Genomic DNA, 15,468 nt, shown 5'->3' with positions numbered 1-15,468 from the left:
GGGCTTTTTTTTGGCTGGAACGCTGAATGTCGATGGGCACATTAAGTGTCGTTTCTCGACCTTGCGAAATCTCAGGCTGGGAACGAAAATGGCCATCATTCCTGTCGCAATTGTGCCAGATAAAAAGTCGTTTGCCTGATTTGCAGCCAGAATTATTGACGTTTCCAAAATTCCAGCTATGTTCGTCTGGTTGAGCAGGGGCTGAACAATACTCAAACCGTTCGGGTTATCGCAGGATCAAGCCCAGGCACTTGGCAGTTTTGATTAACCACAAATCCGGTCATGCCGTAGGGCACAAGTGCTGTGTTCAGCTTTTGCTGCAACCGCGAAGCTAGGCGAGCGTAATCGGGAAGCCCCCACGTAAGAACAAGAACAATAACAAGCGATTCATTGGTGTGAGAGGGCGCAATGAACGGGTGCAACTCGGCACTCCGAAGTCTTTGAGCCACAACAGCGCTGGTCAGGGTATCCCGAAATTTCTGCATCACCTCATCGATGATAAACAGCTTCTTTCGTTGAGCTTTGACTGACCCTGCAAAGTTCTGAGTATTGATCCAGGCCCTTGTCTGATCTACCCCGACTGGATCAGCAGGAGAAATCCTAGGGGTGCTTGCTGTCTCGTGCCCATCGCAGTCTTTTATTTCTATCCACCAATGGCTGTTTTGCTTGCACGCCAGAATATCCATGGCCTTAAGCCCGCTACCTCCGCTCCTCATCTGATTGGCGTACCAAGCCGTTTCATCATATTTGATTGCCTGCCAGCCAGCCCCAAATGAAAAAGTCAGCCCTCCTTCTACGATATCAACCATTGGCGAGGCTCAGTTCGCGGTCATACTGAGCAAGCTCTTCATCAAGGGCCACGAGATTCGTCAACTCCTTCAAGGACTCGACCTCTTCAACAAAAACTCCTTCTGAAGCTTCTTCGCGTTGCAGCCCCCAAAAACGAAGGGGGTAGGGGTCTTGGCGCGCCAACAGGTCTAGCTCCTTAAGTAAAAAGAAGCTGTGTGTAGCAATGAAAACCTGTACCCCTTGTTTCGCAAGCGTGTGGATGACTGTGGCAACCAAAAGAATCAAGCGTGGGTTAAGGTTGGCCTCAGGCTCATCCCAAAATAGATATCCTTTGTCGAGCACCGACCCTGTTGCGATCAGGCGGGCAAGCATTGCCAGTTTCCTTAGTCCCTCGGCTACCAGAGGCATCTCCATGGTGCCACTGCCGGGAATTTTCAGATAGAAACGCCCGTTTGTATCTAAAATGACCTTCCCGCCCATAGCCTGCTCAATAGGCTTCAGTAGCTCGCTTGCGCGCTTTTCTCTAGGGCCTTTCAATGTCGGAGCACCTAAGTGAATACACGTATCACGCCACGTTTCTTCGAACTCTAGATAGTGCCCCTCATACACCGAAACAAAACCAGGAAAAATCGTGAGTAGCTCCCTAGTAGGGATATACAGCGGGCTTTGCTTGTCCCAACGGGAAGGCAGCTTTTCGATCTGAACATCGGTTTTGGCGCTGGTGGCAAAGCTAATCGTGGTGTCAAAGGCCACTTCATCGAACGAAAGCGAAATCTCACAGCGATCTCGACCTTGTTTTCGTCGAGCAAGCCTACCTACCGATTCAGGCCTAAAGACCCCAATCAACTTTTCGGCATAGGCTTTTTGTAAATGCGTTTTGGTAGGATCAGCTGAGTTTGGCTTTTTGGCAGCTTCAGCAGCAGTAGCAATCAGGGCATACGCAGCTTTCAACAGATGCGTCTTCCCCATGCCATTTTCGCCGACGACGATGTTCAGTCCTGAGCAACAATTCAGGCTCAACTCACGAAAAACTGTGAAATTTTTGACGCTGATTTTTTTCAGCATAGGAGCGGCAATTCCTCATGCGGAGATTTCATAGATATTCCCTTTCCAGAAATAGTATCACTCATGATTAGTACCCAAAACAAAAACCCCAGCCTTTGAGGCTGGGGTTTTTTATAACCAGGCGACAATAATCCGCCCACTTGCGACACTTGATGTGCCCATCGACATGAATCAGAAATCCAGGTTCGACACCGCCAATGCGTTGCTCTCGATGAACTCGCGACGAGGTTCCACCGCATCGCCCATCAAGGTGTTGAAGATCTGGTCTGCACCGATGGCATCTTCAATGGTGACCTTGAGCATGCGACGGACCGCCGGGTCCATGGTGGTTTCCCACAGCTGGTCGGGGTTCATCTCGCCCAGCCCTTTGTAGCGCTGGATGGTATGGCGCTTGGTGCTTTCGGCCATGAGCCAGTCGAGGGCTTCCTTGAACTCGACTACCGCTTTCTTGCGCTCGCCGCGTTTGATGTAAGCACCCTCGTCCAGCAGACTGGTGAGCTGCGCCCCCAAGGCCGTGACGGTCTTGTAATCGTTGCTGCCAAAGAAATCACGGTTAAAGGTAACGTAGCTGGCGAGACCGTGTGAAGTGATCTCCACTTCTGGCAGCCAGACGTTGCGCTCGCGGTCTTCACGCAGACTTGCCTTGTAGACCAGACCGGATTTTTCCGTGTTGCGCAGGCGGGCATCGAACTTGTCCAGCCAGCCTTGCATGACAGCGTGATCGGAAAGCTGTTCAAGCGACACCGCTGGCAGGTACACGAAGTGTTCGGTGAGCTCTTGTGGGTACAGGCGTGATAGGCGCTTGAGGGTCTTCATGACCATACGGAAGTCGTTGACCAGGCGCTCCAGCGCCTCGCCGGAAATGCCCGGAGCCGAGTCATTCAGGTGCAAGCTGGCGTCTTCCAGGGCCGATTGGGTCATGTATTCTTCCATGGCCTCGTCGTCCTTGATGTACTGCTCTTGCTTGCCTTTCTTGACCTTGTACAGCGGCGGCTGGGCAATATAGATATAGCCACGCTCGATCAGCTCGGGTAACTGGCGGAAGAAGAAGGTCAACAGCAAGGTACGGATGTGCGAACCGTCAACGTCGGCATCGGTCATGATGATGATGTTGTGGTAACGCAGCTTGTCGATGTTGTATTCCTCACGACCGATGCCACAGCCCAGCGCGGTGATCAGCGTGCCGACTTCCTGAGACGAGATCATCTTGTCGAAGCGCGCTTTTTCGACGTTGAGGATCTTGCCCTTGAGCGGCAAGATAGCCTGAGTCCGACGGTTCCGGCCCTGTTTGGCAGAGCCACCGGCGGAGTCACCTTCCACCAGGTACAGTTCGGAAAGGGCAGGATCCTTCTCCTGACAGTCGGCCAGTTTGCCGGGCAAACCAGCGATGTCCAGTGCGCCTTTGCGACGAGTCATCTCGCGAGCCTTGCGGGCAGCTTCACGCGCACGCGCAGCATCGATCATCTTGCCGACCACGGCCTTGGCTTCGTTGGGGTTCTCCAGCAGGAAGTCGGAGAAATACTTGCCCATCTCTTGCTCGACGGCAGTTTTCACCTCCGAGGAAACCAGCTTGTCCTTGGTCTGCGAGCTGAACTTGGGGTCCGGTACTTTGACCGAGATAATCGCGGTCAGGCCTTCTCGCGCATCATCACCAGTGGTGGCGACCTTATGCTTCTTCGCCAGACCTTCCTGCTCGATGTAGTTGTTCAGGTTGCGGGTCAGTGCCGAACGGAAGCCCACCAAGTGGGTACCACCATCCCGCTGAGGAATGTTGTTGGTAAAGCACAACAGGTTTTCGTTGAAGCTGTCGTTCCATTGCAGGGCAACTTCGACACCCACGCCATCTTCACGCTGGACGTTGAAGTGAAACACCTCGTTGACCGGCGTCTTGTTGGTGTTGAGGTACTCGACAAACGCGCGCAATCCACCTTCGTACTTGAACAGCTCTTCCTTGCCCGAACGCTCATCCCTCAACAGGATGCCGACACCCGAGTTGAGGAAAGACAGTTCACGAATCCGCTTGGCCAGAATGTCCCAGCTGAAGTGGATATTCTTGAACGTCGCGTCCGATGGCTTGAAATGAATCTGTGTACCGGTGTGATCGCTTTCGCCAATGATCGCCATGGGCGCCTGAGGCACGCCGTGCACATAGGTCTGTTCCCACAGCTTGCCGCTGCGGCGCACCGTGAGCACCAAGGTTTCGGACAATGCGTTCACGACCGAGACGCCCACGCCGTGTAGGCCACCGGAGACTTTGTAGGAGTTGTCGTCGAACTTACCGCCGGCGTGCAGCACGGTCATGATGACCTCGGCTGCCGAAACGCCTTCTTCTTTATGCACATCGACCGGGATGCCGCGGCCGTTGTCGCGTACCGTGATGGATTCATCCGGGTGAATGATAATGGTGATGTCGTCGCAGTGACCCGCCAAGGCTTCGTCGATGGAGTTGTCGACAACCTCGAACACCATGTGGTGCAAGCCGCTACCATCATCAGTGTCGCCGATGTACATACCGGGACGTTTGCGTACGGCATCCAACCCTTTCAGCACCTTGATGCTGGAGGAATCGTACGTTTGATTTTCGCTCATGCCTTCACTCCCGATGGTCGTGGGTCTGGGTAATACGGCCTTGTTCCACGTGGAACAAGGCAACTGGCGTTTCCATCTGCCAGCCATCCCGCAACAATTCATGATCTACACAGGTGATGAATACCTGGCAGCGTAAGTCTTCCAATAATCTGCATAGCGATCGACGATGCTGCTCATCCAGCTCGGAGGGCAGGTCGTCGACCAGATAGATACACTGACCGCGTTTGGCTTGGCTGACCAAATGCCCTTGGGCAATTCGCAGCGCACACACCACCAGTTTCTGTTGGCCGCGGGAAAGTATATCGGCCGCGTTGTTCGTCCCCATCCGGAGGCGCAAATCAGCGCGTTGAGGGCCAGCTTGCGTATGACCCATCTGCTGGTCACGGTACAAGGACGTCGCGAGTACTTCCGACAATTCGCGGTCCTTGTCCCATCCTCGGTAATAGCTAAGCGTCAAACCTTCCAGGTCGAGGAGCTCGCTGAGCGTCTGCTCGAACACCGGCTTCAACGCCTTGATATAGGCCCGACGAAACTCGTCGATCTCGGTGCTGGCCAAGGTCAGTTCTCTGTCCCAGGCCGCTTGAGACGCGACGTCAAGTGTACCATGCCGAAGCCACGAGTTCCGTTGCTTGAGCGCCTTCTGCAAGCGCTGCCACGTCGACATGAAACGAGGTTCCACGTGGAACACTCCCCAATCCAGGAACTGCCTGCGCACCTTCGGCGCACCTTCGAGCAAGCGGAAGCTGTCTGGATTGATCAGTTGCAAGGGCAGAATTTCGGCCAGTTGAGCCGCACTGCGGGCATTCTGGCCATCGATGCGAATGGTGAACTCGCTTTGCCGATCGCGGGAAACCCCCAGGCTGCTGTGACCGCCCTCGGCCAGTTCCACCTGGCCGAACACGGTGCACGCGGACTGCTCATGCTGGATGACGGGCAACAGGCGCGCGCTGCGAAAGGAACGCGCCAGTCCAAGTAAATGAATCGCTTCAAGCACGCTGGTCTTGCCGCTGCCGTTGTCACCGTAGAGGATGTTGATGCGGGGGGAGGGGGAGAAGGTCACCGGGTGCAGATTACGCACCGCGGTGACAGCAACACGGCTGAGTGACATCTGGAGTCTACTGGCCGGACTATAGGCGCATAGGCATGACAACGTAGGCCGAGTCGTCGTTGTCGGACTCCTGAACCAGCGCGCTGCTGTTGGAATCGGACAAGATCAAGCGTACCTGTTCAGTGGTCATCACCCCCAGCACGTCGAGCAAATAGCTGACGTTAAAACCGATTTCCAGATCACCGCCGGTGTAGTCGACGCCGATTTCCTCCTCGGCCTCTTCCTGCTCGGGGTTATTGGCCTGGATCTTCAGCTGGCCGGTTGCCAATTGCAGACGAATGCCGCGGTACTTTTCGTTGGACAAAATGGCAGTACGGCTGAAGGCTTCGCGCAACGCCTGACGATCACCCAGCACCAGCTTGTCACCGCCTTTGGGCAGCACGCGCTCGTAGTCGGGAAATTTGCCGTCAACCAATTTCGAAGTGAACGTGAATTCACCGGTCGTCGCACGGATGTGGTGCTGACCCAGAACGATGCTGACCAGGCCATCCGGCTCGGTGAGCAACCGCGCCAGTTCCAGAATCCCTTTGCGCGGCACGATGACCTGATGGCGATCCGGCTGACCGATATCCGCCTGCATGGAACACATGGCCAAGCGATGACCGTCGGTAGCGACCGCACGCATGATTCCCGCAGAAACTTCCAGTAACATGCCGTTCAGGTAGTAACGCACGTCCTGTTGAGCCATGGCGAAGCTGGTGCGCTCGATCAAGCGGCGCAGCTTGCTCTGCGCCAGGCTGCAGGTCAATGAGCCTGGACCTTCTTCCACGGTGGGAAAATCGTTTGCCGGCAGCGTGGACAGGGTGAAGCGGCTGCGCCCGGCCTTGACCACCAGCTTGGCGTCATCGACCTTGATGTCAATCAACGCGTCGTTGGGCAGGCTTTTGCAGATGTCCATCAGCTTGCGCGCAGGTACGGTGATTTCACCCGGCTCGGCGGACTCTTCCAATTGCACGCGGCCTACCAGTTCGACTTCAAGATCGGTACCGGTCAATGACAACTGCTGGCCTTCGACAACCAGCAATACGTTGGACAACACCGGCAGGGTCTGGCGGCGCTCGACGACGCCGGCGACCAGTTGCAGTGGCTTCAACAGGGCTTCGCGTTGAATGGTGAAATGCATGGTCTAGTCCCTTGCCTTGATAAGCTGCATCGACATCATCACGTGGTCAGAGTACGCAGCAGGTTCTTGTAGTCCTCGCGGATGTCCGCATCGGATTCTTTCAATTCGTTGATCTTTCTGCACGCGTGCAGCACGGTGGTGTGATCGCGCCCACCAAACACGTCGCCGATCTCCGGCAAGCTGTGGTTGGTCAGTTCCTTGGACAATGCCATGGCCACCTGACGCGGCCGCGCCACCGAACGCGAGCGACGTTTGGACAACAGATCGGAAATCTTGATCTTGTAGTACTCGGCCACCGTGCGCTGAATGTTATCCACACTCACCAGCTTGTCCTGCAAGGCCAGTAGATCCTTGAGCGACTCACGGATCAATTCGATGGTGATGTCGCGGCCCATGAAGTGGGAGTGAGCGATGACACGTTTGAGCGCGCCCTCAAGTTCACGGACGTTCGAACGGATACGCTGGGCAATGAAGAACGCCGCATCGTGAGGCAGCTCGACCTTGGCCTGATCGGCCTTCTTCATCAGGATCGCGACACGGGTCTCAAGCTCGGGCGGTTCGACGGCAACCGTCAGACCCCAGCCGAAGCGAGACTTCAGGCGTTCTTCCAGACCCTCGATTTCCTTGGGGTATCGGTCGCTGGTCAGAATGACCTGCTGACCGCCTTCGAGCAACGCATTGAAGGTGTGGAAAAATTCCTCCTGGGAACGTTCCTTGCGGGCAAAAAACTGAATGTCATCGATAAGCAGTGCATCCACCGAACGGTAGAAACGCTTGAACTCATTAATGGCATTGAGCTGCAACGCCTTGACCATGTCCGCAACGAAGCGCTCGGAGTGCAGGTAGACGACTTTGGCGTTCGGGTTCTTCTTTAACAGATGGTTACCCACCGCATGCATCAAGTGGGTTTTACCCAGGCCAACGCCGCCGTAAAGAAATAGCGGGTTGTAGCCATGCTTGGGGTTGTCGGCCACTTGCCAGGCGGCAGCCCGCGCCAGCTGGTTCGACTTGCCTTCGACAAAGTTCTCGAAGGTGAACGTTCGATTCAGATAACTGGTGTGCTTGAGCGCGCCTTCAACCTGAACGTTGCGCTGCTCGGCACGCACCGGGGCCGGCTGCGAGCTGGCACCGGCCATCGAGTCGAAACTGTCTCGGGAGGGCTCGGCATCAACGACTGCCGGGGTATAGACAGCATTGGCCGCGGGTTCGATCGTTACGGAGACCGGCGGCGTCTGCTGAACTTGAGCCGCCGCCGAGGCAGCCAACGGCGCATTGGGTGCCGCACGCGGCGCCGAACTGCGCCGGCTGCCGATCAACAACGACAACGCTGGCGCCAAGCCACCCCCATGCTCACCCAGCAGTTCCAGCAACCGACTCAGGTATTTCTCGTTTACCCAGTCCAGAACGAACCGGTTGGGTGCATAGACACGCAACTCGTCGCCTTCGGCTTCGACCTGTAGCGGACGGATCCAGGTGTTGAATTGCTGGGCAGGCAGTTCATCGCGCAGAAGTTCTACGCACTGCTGCCAAAGTTCCACTGACACGGAGTTCCCCTGATATCGAAAGCCGGGATGGTGAAAAGCCGGGAGGCAAAAACAGCGGCCATTGTACCGGCGTGCGCAGGACTTATCCACACGCAGCACCTACTGAATAGGTGGCAAGGGCGTCATGGATGACGAAATAACGCGCCGAAGCCGTGTGGATAAACCCTGTGCATAACCATGCATGAGGGTTCTGCACAACCGGGGGTGGAAACCTGTGGATAAACAGGCTGTTGATAAGTGACGCTTTCATGCACAGCTTATCCGAAGGTGCCACACAGCCGCAGCACCGCTTCTCGACAAGCTACCCCATCTCTGTACATGAGGTAAAATAAGGTCTGTAGAGACTTATCCACAGAAATTCGCCTGCTTAATATCTATAAGCTTTACAAAAAAGCTTTAAAAAAGGTTCTTCCTTAATTTTATGTTGAGCGTCCATCAAATCCAGTCATTTGATAGAAACGACGGCAGGGGTTACCAGACCGGCGGTAACCGGCTTGCAAAGTAATAGGGGGTTGGAAATTGACCTGAGCCCCTGCATTCACTAGAATCGCCGGTCTCTTAAAACGGGGGCCATTCCGGCCCGTTGTGGACGAACCAGGTAACACGCCATGAAACGTACTTTCCAACCCAGCACCATCAAGCGCGCCCGCACCCACGGTTTCCGTGCTCGCATGGCCACCAAAAACGGCCGTACCGTCCTGTCGCGTCGTCGCGCCAAGGGCCGTAAGCGTCTGGCAGTTTGATCATTCGGCACAGGGGGTGAGTCAGGACTTCAGTCGGGAAAAGCGTCTTCTGACCGCCCGGCACTTCAAAGCAGTCTTCGACTCCCCATCCGGCAAGGTTCCAGGGAAAAACCTCCTGCTCCTTGCGCGTGAAAACGGTCTCGATCATCCCCGTCTCGGGCTGGTCATCGGGAAAAAAAGCGTCAAGCTCTCCGTTGAGCGCAATCGTCTGAAGCGCCTGATGCGTGACTCGTTTCGTCTTCACCAGGAGATTCTGGTGGGCTGGGACATCGTCATTGTCGCGCGAAAGGGTTTGGGCGACGTTGAAAACCCGGAGTTGCACCAGCATTTTGGCAAACTCTGGAAGCGCCTCGCACGCAGTCGGCCCGTTCCGACGGTCAACGCCGTATCTGAAGGGGTGGGCAGTCAAGATGCGTAAACTGGTGATCCTGCCGATCCAGTTCTATCGCTACGCCATTAGCCCGTTAATGGCAAATCACTGTCGTTTCTACCCCTCTTGTTCCTGCTACGCGTTGGAAGCCATCGAAGTTCATGGCATTCTGCGCGGCGGCTGGCTGTCCCTGCGTCGCATCGGGCGTTGCCACCCATGGAACGCCGGAGGCTACGATCCGGTTCCGACAGCTCCATCACCCCGTATTTCTTCGATAGCCGAGTAATCATGGATATTAAACGCACGATCCTGATCGTCGCACTGGCAATCGTGGCCTACGTCATGGTCCTGAAATGGAACCAGGACTATGGTCAGGCGCCCATGCCGACTCAGAATGTTGCCAGCAATTCCCCTGCGGATGTGCCAGGCGTAAGCCCGTCTACGCCAGCCAATACTGACGTCCCGAGCGCCAATCCGGAGCCCAACGCCGCCGCAGTTGCCGCGCCTGTCGCGGTCAGCAAAGACCTGATCCGGGTCAACACCGACGTCATCGATCTGGCTATCGACCCTGTGGGTGGTGATGTTGTGCAGTTGACGCTGCCCAAATACCCACGCCGCCAAGACCATCCGGACGTTCCGTTCCAGCTGTTCGATAACGGCGGCGAGCGTGTTTATGAAGCGCAAAGTGGTCTGATCGGCGCCAACGGCCCCGATGCGCGCAGTACCGGCCGCCCCCTGTTCACTTCGGCACAGAAAAGCTATCAGATGGTCGATGGCCAGGATCAACTGGTGGTGGACCTGAAGTTCACCGACGCCGGCGTCAACTACATCAAGCGTTTCAGCTTCAAGCGCGGCGAATACGACCTGGTCGTCTCTTACTTGATCGACAACCAGAGCGCTCAGCCTTGGTCGGGTAACCTGTTTGCCCAGCTCAAGCGTGACGCCAGCGCCGATCCGTCGGCCAGCACCGCCACCAGCACCGCTACCTTCCTGGGCGCGGCCTTGTGGACGGCCAACCAGCCGTACACCAAGGTATCCATGAAAGACATGGACAAAGGCAACCTGAAAGAAACCGAACAAGGTGGCTGGGTAGCTTGGTTGCAGCACTATTTTGTAACTGCCTGGATTCCACAGAAGTCCGACAGCAACGTCATGTCGACCCGCAAGGACAGTCAAGGCAACTACATCATCGGTTTTACAGGGCCTACTCTGACTGCCGCACCGGGTGCCAAGGTCGAGACGTCGAGCACGCTGTATGCCGGTCCGAAAATCCAGGACAAACTGGCCGCGTTGTCCCCAGGCCTGGAGTTGACGGTCGACTACGGCCACCTGTGGTTCATTGCCCAACCGATCTTCTGGTTGCTCAAGCACATTCACGCGATCCTCGGTAACTGGGGCTTCTCGATTATCTGCCTGACCTTCCTGATCAAAATGCTGTTTTTCCCACTCTCGGCGGCCAGCTACAAGTCCATGGCGCGGATGCGCGGTGTGGCGCCGAAAGTGGCACAGCTCAAGGAACAACATGGCGATGACCGGCAGAAAATGTCGCAAGCCATGATGGAGCTGTACAAGAAAGAGAAGATCAACCCCCTCGGTGGCTGCTTGCCGATCGTGGTGCAGATGCCGGTCTTCCTTTCACTGTACTGGGTACTGCTCGAAAGCGTTGAAATGCGCCAGGCACCTTGGCTGTTGTGGATCACCGACCTGTCGATCAAGGATCCGTTCTTCATCCTGCCGATCATCATGGGGGCGACCATGTTCATCCAGCAGCGTCTGAACCCGGCACCCCCGGATCCGATGCAAGCCAAGGTAATGAAGTTGATGCCAATCGTCTTCACCTTCTTCTTCCTGTGGTTCCCTGCGGGTCTGGTGATGTACTGGATCACCAACAACACGTTGTCGATCCTGCAACAAGCGTACATTACGCGCAGCATCGAGAACGCCGCCAAGAAGAAAGCCGCCGCCTGACGGGATAAATCAGGTGCCCACCTGATCCTGCCTGTGGATAAAACGCCCCCTCGTGGGGCGTTTTGCTGCCTGATGTTTCATACTGCCGATACACGCCGAGGACCTCCCATGAACACTGCTCGTGACACCATCGCTGCCATCGCCACCGCCCAAGGCCGCGGTGGGGTGGGTATCGTCCGCTTGTCCGGACCGCTGGCCAGCAAGGCTGCGTTGGCGATCACCGGCCGGAATCTCAAGCCTCGGTATGCTCATTACGGTCCGATGAAAGCCGCCGAAAACGAGGTGCTCGATGAAGGACTGGCTCTTTATTTCCCTGGCCCTAACTCGTTCACCGGTGAAGATGTGCTCGAACTTCAGGGGCACGGCGGCCCGATCGTGCTGGACATGCTGTTGCAGCGCTGCATCGAACTGGGTTGCCGGCTGGCACGCCCCGGGGAATTCAGCGAACGCGCTTTCCTCAACGACAAGCTCGACCTGGCCCAGGCCGAAGCGATTGCCGACCTGATCGAAGCCAGTTCGACCCAAGCCGCGCGCAATGCCTTGCGCTCATTGCAGGGCGAATTTTCCCGGCGTGTGCATCACTTGACCGAGCAACTGATCGGGTTGCGTATTTACGTCGAAGCAGCGATCGACTTTCCTGAGGAGGAAATCGACTTTCTCGCCGACGGCAAAGTCTTGAGCATGCTCGACCAAGTGCGCAGTGATTTATCCACAGTCAAGCGCGAAGCCGGGCAGGGCGCATTGCTGCGCGATGGCATGACCGTAGTGATCGCCGGGCGCCCTAACGCCGGCAAGTCGAGCTTGCTGAACCTGTTGGCGGGGCGTGAAGCGGCCATTGTCACCGATATCGCCGGGACCACTCGAGATGTGCTGCGGGAACATATCCACATTGATGGCATGCCGTTGCACGTAGTGGACACCGCCGGGCTGCGCGACACCGATGACCAGGTCGAAAAAATCGGTGTGGAGCGAGCACTCAAGGCCATTGGTGAAGCTGATCGTGTATTGCTGGTGGTGGATGCGACGGCACCAGAGGCCGATGATCCTTTCGCACTGTGGCCGGAATTCCTCGAAAACCGGCCGGATGCTGGAAAAGTTACGCTGATCCGCAACAAAGCGGACCTGACGGGAGAGGCCGTGAGCCTGCAGCAGAGTGAAGACGGTCATGTCACTATCAGCCTGAGTGCCAAATCGACTGGCGAGGGCCTTGAGCTACTGCGCGAGCACTTGAAAGCCTGCATGGGTTATCAACAGACCGCCGAAAGCAGCTTCAGCGCGCGCCGGCGTCACTTGGATGCTTTACAGCGGGCCTGTGGATATCTTCAGCATGGCCGCGACCAGCTGACGTTGGCCGGGGCAGGGGAGTTGCTGGCAGAGGATTTGCGCATGGCGCAGCAGGTCTTGGGTGAAATCACAGGCGCATTCAGCTCGGATGATCTGCTGGGACGAATTTTTTCGAGCTTCTGCATTGGTAAGTGAAGCGAGACTGTCCAGTTATGCACAGGCAAGATCAAACTGAAAGGTCGTACCTGATGCTGTTTTGTCCACAAGCCGAATCTCGCTGCCATTGAGCTGCAGCATCCGCTGCACAATGATCAGCCCCAATCCGCCGCTCTCGCTGGAAACCGGCCGACGCAGTGCCGAAACTCGGGAAAACAGACCTTCGCGCAACTCGGGGGCAATACCGCTGCCATTGTCGCTGACCTCCACCCGCACCCGACTGTTTTCCTGAATCAATCGCAAACGAATCTGCGTGCCAGGCGGGTTATGGCGAATGGCGTTGTCCAGCAGGTTGGTGAGCACTCGCTCAATCATGCCCAGATCACTGCGCACGACGTTCAGTGTTGTGGGGATATCCACAAGCAACTGCTGGCGACGGGCCTCGGCAGCCAGTTCAAATTTTTGCAGGACGTCCTGGACCAGGTCCGGCAAGGCAAAATTTTCGGCTTCCGGTTGCACTAACCCGGACTCAAGCCGCGCCAATTCGAACAGCTCCTGGGCCAACCGACCCACCTTGCGGCTTTGCCCCAAGGCGACATCGAGGTAACGCCGACGCTCTTCACTGGTCAGCAGGTGGTCCTTGAGCCTCAGGGTCTCCAGATAGCCATGAAGTGACGTCATGGGCGTACGCAAATCGTGGGAAATGTTTGCCAGCATGTCTCGACGCTGTTGATCCTGACGGGTCAACTCGGCCCACTGCTCGGAAATCCGCAAGCGCATCTGCGCGAATGCGCCGCGCAGGGTGGCAATTTCATCACCGTTCACCGTTTCATGGGACGCTTCGGCGATCGATTGACCGTCGACGCTCAACGACCGCACTTCACCGGTCAACGCACGCAGTGGCCGAGTAATCAGGCGAAAAGCCACCAGCCCCATCACCAGGCTCAAGGCCGCCATGATGCCCATGGCCCACAGCGTCGTGCGCAATATTCCGTTGCCCGAGACATTGGCCGCCAAGGCATCCCGAGCCTCGCCCTGGAGGATCACATAGACGTAACCGCCTTCATGACCATTGACCTGTACGGGCGCTACGCTGAATACCTTCAGACCATCGCGGCTGCGTGGATCATCACCAAATATCGGCAGGCTGGCCCCCGACAGCAATTCGCGCACCGGACCCAGCGACACCTGGTCCCGCTGCAGATGGCCTTCCGGAGCTGCGTTGCCGACGACATGGCCATCCTTGGAGAGCAGGTACACTTCCACGGCCGGATTCACCGCCATCAGTTGGTCGAAGAGCGCCCGCACCGCGTCCGGCCGCCAGCCGGCGCTGTCCATCAGTTGCGCGGTCCCGGCGATATGACCCGCCAGCCCGGCCGACAATCGCTGGACCATTTCCTGGTCGTGACGGGTGTTGGCTTGCACCTGCAGCCACACGGATACACCGCTGCATGCCAGCAGCAGCACAGCGAAGACCATCGACAGCCGCTGGCTGAGGCTCAGGCGCTTCATGTCTGCGCCCCGGCGGCCGCTGCGGTGAATTTATAGCCTCTGCCCCAGACCGTGAGAATCCGGGTGGGCGCGGCCGGGTCGTCCTCGATCTTGGTACGCAGGCGATTGATGTGGGTGTTCACCGTGTGTTCGTAGCCATCATGTTGATAACCCCAGACCTCGTTGAGCAGGTCCATGCGGGAGAACACCTTGTCGGGGTGACGAGCGAAGAAATACAGCAGATCGAACTCTCGTGGCGTCAGCCCCAGCGGCTTGCCCAGCAGGTTCGCTTCACGGGCCAGCGGATCAATGCTTAGCCCGTTGATCATCAACTGCCCCGATTCCATGCGCGCATTTTTCGCCAGGGCATCGGTGCGGCGCAGCAATGCACGCACCCGGGCCACCAGTTCCAGCATGGAGAACGGCTTGGCCAGGTAGTCATCGGCCCCCAGCTCAAGCCCCAGAATACGGTGCACTTCACTGGATCGGGCGCTGGTGATGATGATCGGCGTGTACTGCGCCATCGCTCGAGCGCGCTTGCAGATCTCCAGACCATCCACGCCCGGCAGCATCAGGTCGAGAATCAGTGCATCCCAGTTGCCCTGCTCAAGCATGCGCACGCCTTCGTTACCGTCCGCAGCGTGTTCGACCACATACCCTTCATCGCGCAGGTGCAGGCGCAGCAGATCGGCGATATGCGCATCGTCTTCGACGATCAGTACGTGTTTCAGCCGATCCATGAGGGCAGTTCCTGGCAGTGAACGAAGGCTCATTGTCGCCAAATACCGAGAGGGGAGTTATCACATTTAATTTAAATGTGCGTGAGGACTTGGCGACCGCAGGCGGCCAATACTCATTGCCAGTCGCCGCATTGGCGAGTGACCAACCAAGGAGCACTACCATGAAAACTCTATCTGCCGCTGTCATGTCCCTCTGTCTGGCCGTCGGTGCGGGCAGCGTTTGGGCCGCCGACACCACGAGCAACGACTCGATGTCCAATGACAGCATGAGTAAGGGCGCCATGAGCAAGGACAGCATGACCAAGAAAGACGCCATGTCCAAAGACACCATGAGCAAAGGCGCGATGAGCAACGGCACCATGATGAAGAAAGATGGCATGACCAAGGACACCATGGGCAAGGACGACATGATGAAAAAGGACGACACCGCCAAATAATCACTACCTGTGACCGGTGCTGAACACTCGGCGACCGGTCTTATCCACCGACGAGGTTGAA

Annotated in this window: 14 protein-coding genes; 6 read left to right on the top strand and 8 right to left on the bottom strand. The window is 56.9% G+C overall.

Going from position 1 to position 15,468, the window contains the following annotated elements; all coding sequences use genetic code 11:
• Nucleotides 1-212: 212 nt before the first annotated feature.
• From HB675_RS09715 to dnaA, 6 genes are all read right to left on the bottom strand, one after another.
• Nucleotides 213-809, bottom strand: a complete 597-nt coding sequence (locus tag HB675_RS09715; RefSeq protein ID WP_213878089.1) for a hypothetical protein — start codon at nt 807-809, stop codon at nt 213-215.
• On the bottom strand, nt 802-1,854 hold the full coding sequence (locus tag HB675_RS09710; RefSeq protein WP_213878088.1) for an AAA family ATPase: 1,053 nt from the start codon (nt 1,852-1,854) through the stop codon (nt 802-804). The genes HB675_RS09715 and HB675_RS09710 overlap by 8 nt, the downstream gene beginning before the upstream one ends.
• Before the next feature lie 171 nt (nt 1,855-2,025).
• The gene (gene gyrB / locus HB675_RS09705) at nt 2,026-4,443 is read right to left on the bottom strand and encodes a DNA topoisomerase (ATP-hydrolyzing) subunit B (protein ID WP_213878087.1); all 2,418 of its coding nucleotides are present in this window, start codon (nt 4,441-4,443) and stop codon (nt 2,026-2,028) included.
• Between the two features lie 4 nt (nt 4,444-4,447).
• Entirely contained in the window at nt 4,448-5,551 is a 1,104-nt protein-coding gene (recF, locus tag HB675_RS09700; RefSeq protein ID WP_213878086.1) for a DNA replication/repair protein RecF, read from the bottom strand.
• A 19-nt stretch (nt 5,552-5,570) separates the two neighbouring features.
• On the bottom strand, nt 5,571-6,674 hold the full coding sequence (gene dnaN, locus HB675_RS09695) for a DNA polymerase III subunit beta (RefSeq protein WP_213878085.1): 1,104 nt from the start codon (nt 6,672-6,674) through the stop codon (nt 5,571-5,573).
• A gap of 38 nt (nt 6,675-6,712) precedes the next feature.
• Nucleotides 6,713-8,218, bottom strand: coding sequence for a chromosomal replication initiator protein DnaA (gene dnaA / locus HB675_RS09690; RefSeq protein ID WP_213878084.1), 1,506 nt, complete (start codon nt 8,216-8,218; stop codon nt 6,713-6,715).
• A gap of 608 nt (nt 8,219-8,826) precedes the next feature.
• On the opposite strand from dnaA, the gene rpmH reads away from it, so the two are divergent.
• The 5 genes from rpmH (at nt 8,827) to mnmE (ending at nt 12,778) form a co-directional block, all read left to right on the top strand.
• Complete coding sequence (rpmH, locus tag HB675_RS09685; RefSeq protein ID WP_043192020.1) at nt 8,827-8,961, top strand: 50S ribosomal protein L34; 135 nt, start codon at nt 8,827-8,829, stop codon at nt 8,959-8,961.
• Nucleotides 8,962-8,977: 16 nt separating this feature from the next.
• Nucleotides 8,978-9,379 (top strand): ribonuclease P protein component, encoded by a 402-nt coding sequence (gene rnpA, locus HB675_RS09680; protein ID WP_213878083.1) that lies wholly within the window; start codon nt 8,978-8,980, stop codon nt 9,377-9,379.
• A complete protein-coding gene (gene yidD / locus HB675_RS09675; protein WP_213878082.1) occupies nt 9,372-9,617 on the top strand; it encodes a membrane protein insertion efficiency factor YidD in 246 nt (81 codons plus the stop codon). The genes rnpA and yidD overlap by 8 nt, the downstream gene beginning before the upstream one ends.
• Nucleotides 9,618-9,619: 2 nt before the next feature.
• The gene (gene yidC / locus HB675_RS09670; RefSeq protein ID WP_213878081.1) at nt 9,620-11,299 is read left to right on the top strand and encodes a membrane protein insertase YidC; all 1,680 of its coding nucleotides are present in this window, start codon (nt 9,620-9,622) and stop codon (nt 11,297-11,299) included.
• Nucleotides 11,300-11,407: 108 nt separating this feature from the next.
• Complete coding sequence (gene mnmE / locus HB675_RS09665) at nt 11,408-12,778, top strand: tRNA uridine-5-carboxymethylaminomethyl(34) synthesis GTPase MnmE (RefSeq protein WP_213878080.1); 1,371 nt, start codon at nt 11,408-11,410, stop codon at nt 12,776-12,778.
• A 15-nt stretch (nt 12,779-12,793) separates the two neighbouring features.
• Here mnmE and HB675_RS09660 read toward each other — a convergent pair whose 3' ends face one another.
• Together HB675_RS09660 and HB675_RS09655 are read right to left on the bottom strand one after the other, a co-directional pair.
• A complete protein-coding gene (locus tag HB675_RS09660; RefSeq protein ID WP_213878079.1) occupies nt 12,794-14,251 on the bottom strand; it encodes a HAMP domain-containing sensor histidine kinase in 1,458 nt (485 codons plus the stop codon).
• The gene (locus HB675_RS09655) at nt 14,248-14,970 is read right to left on the bottom strand and encodes a response regulator transcription factor (protein WP_213878078.1); all 723 of its coding nucleotides are present in this window, start codon (nt 14,968-14,970) and stop codon (nt 14,248-14,250) included. Before HB675_RS09655 ends, HB675_RS09660 begins: the two co-directional genes overlap by 4 nt.
• Before the next feature lie 161 nt (nt 14,971-15,131).
• On the opposite strand from HB675_RS09655, the gene HB675_RS09650 reads away from it, so the two are divergent.
• Nucleotides 15,132-15,407: a pentapeptide MXKDX repeat protein gene (locus tag HB675_RS09650; protein ID WP_213878077.1), complete on the top strand. Its 276-nt coding sequence runs from the start codon at nt 15,132-15,134 to the stop codon at nt 15,405-15,407.
• Nucleotides 15,408-15,468 lie beyond the last annotated feature (61 nt).

Origin of the sequence: Pseudomonas sp. dw_358 (genome assembly GCF_018449655.1) — a bacterium.
Lineage (GTDB): Bacteria > Pseudomonadota > Gammaproteobacteria > Pseudomonadales > Pseudomonadaceae > Aquipseudomonas.
Note: the sequence above shows the minus strand (reverse complement) of the source record. Positions and strands in the feature narration are given on the sequence as shown.

Coding starts and splice junctions, on each gene's coding strand:
- HB675_RS09715 (WP_213878089.1), bottom strand. CDS start 809: ATGGTTGATATCGTAGAAGGAGGGCTGACTTTTTCATTTGGGGCTGGC.
- HB675_RS09710 (WP_213878088.1), bottom strand. CDS start 1,854: ATGCTGAAAAAAATCAGCGTCAAAAATTTCACAGTTTTTCGTGAGTTG.
- gyrB (WP_213878087.1), bottom strand. CDS start 4,443: ATGAGCGAAAATCAAACGTACGATTCCTCCAGCATCAAGGTGCTGAAA.
- recF (WP_213878086.1), bottom strand. CDS start 5,551: ATGTCACTCAGCCGTGTTGCTGTCACCGCGGTGCGTAATCTGCACCCG.
- dnaN (WP_213878085.1), bottom strand. CDS start 6,674: ATGCATTTCACCATTCAACGCGAAGCCCTGTTGAAGCCACTGCAACTG.
- rpmH (WP_043192020.1), top strand. CDS start 8,827: ATGAAACGTACTTTCCAACCCAGCACCATCAAGCGCGCCCGCACCCAC.
- yidD (WP_213878082.1), top strand. CDS start 9,372: ATGCGTAAACTGGTGATCCTGCCGATCCAGTTCTATCGCTACGCCATT.
- yidC (WP_213878081.1), top strand. CDS start 9,620: ATGGATATTAAACGCACGATCCTGATCGTCGCACTGGCAATCGTGGCC.
- mnmE (WP_213878080.1), top strand. CDS start 11,408: ATGAACACTGCTCGTGACACCATCGCTGCCATCGCCACCGCCCAAGGC.
- HB675_RS09660 (WP_213878079.1), bottom strand. CDS start 14,251: ATGAAGCGCCTGAGCCTCAGCCAGCGGCTGTCGATGGTCTTCGCTGTG.
- HB675_RS09655 (WP_213878078.1), bottom strand. CDS start 14,970: ATGGATCGGCTGAAACACGTACTGATCGTCGAAGACGATGCGCATATC.
- HB675_RS09650 (WP_213878077.1), top strand. CDS start 15,132: ATGAAAACTCTATCTGCCGCTGTCATGTCCCTCTGTCTGGCCGTCGGT.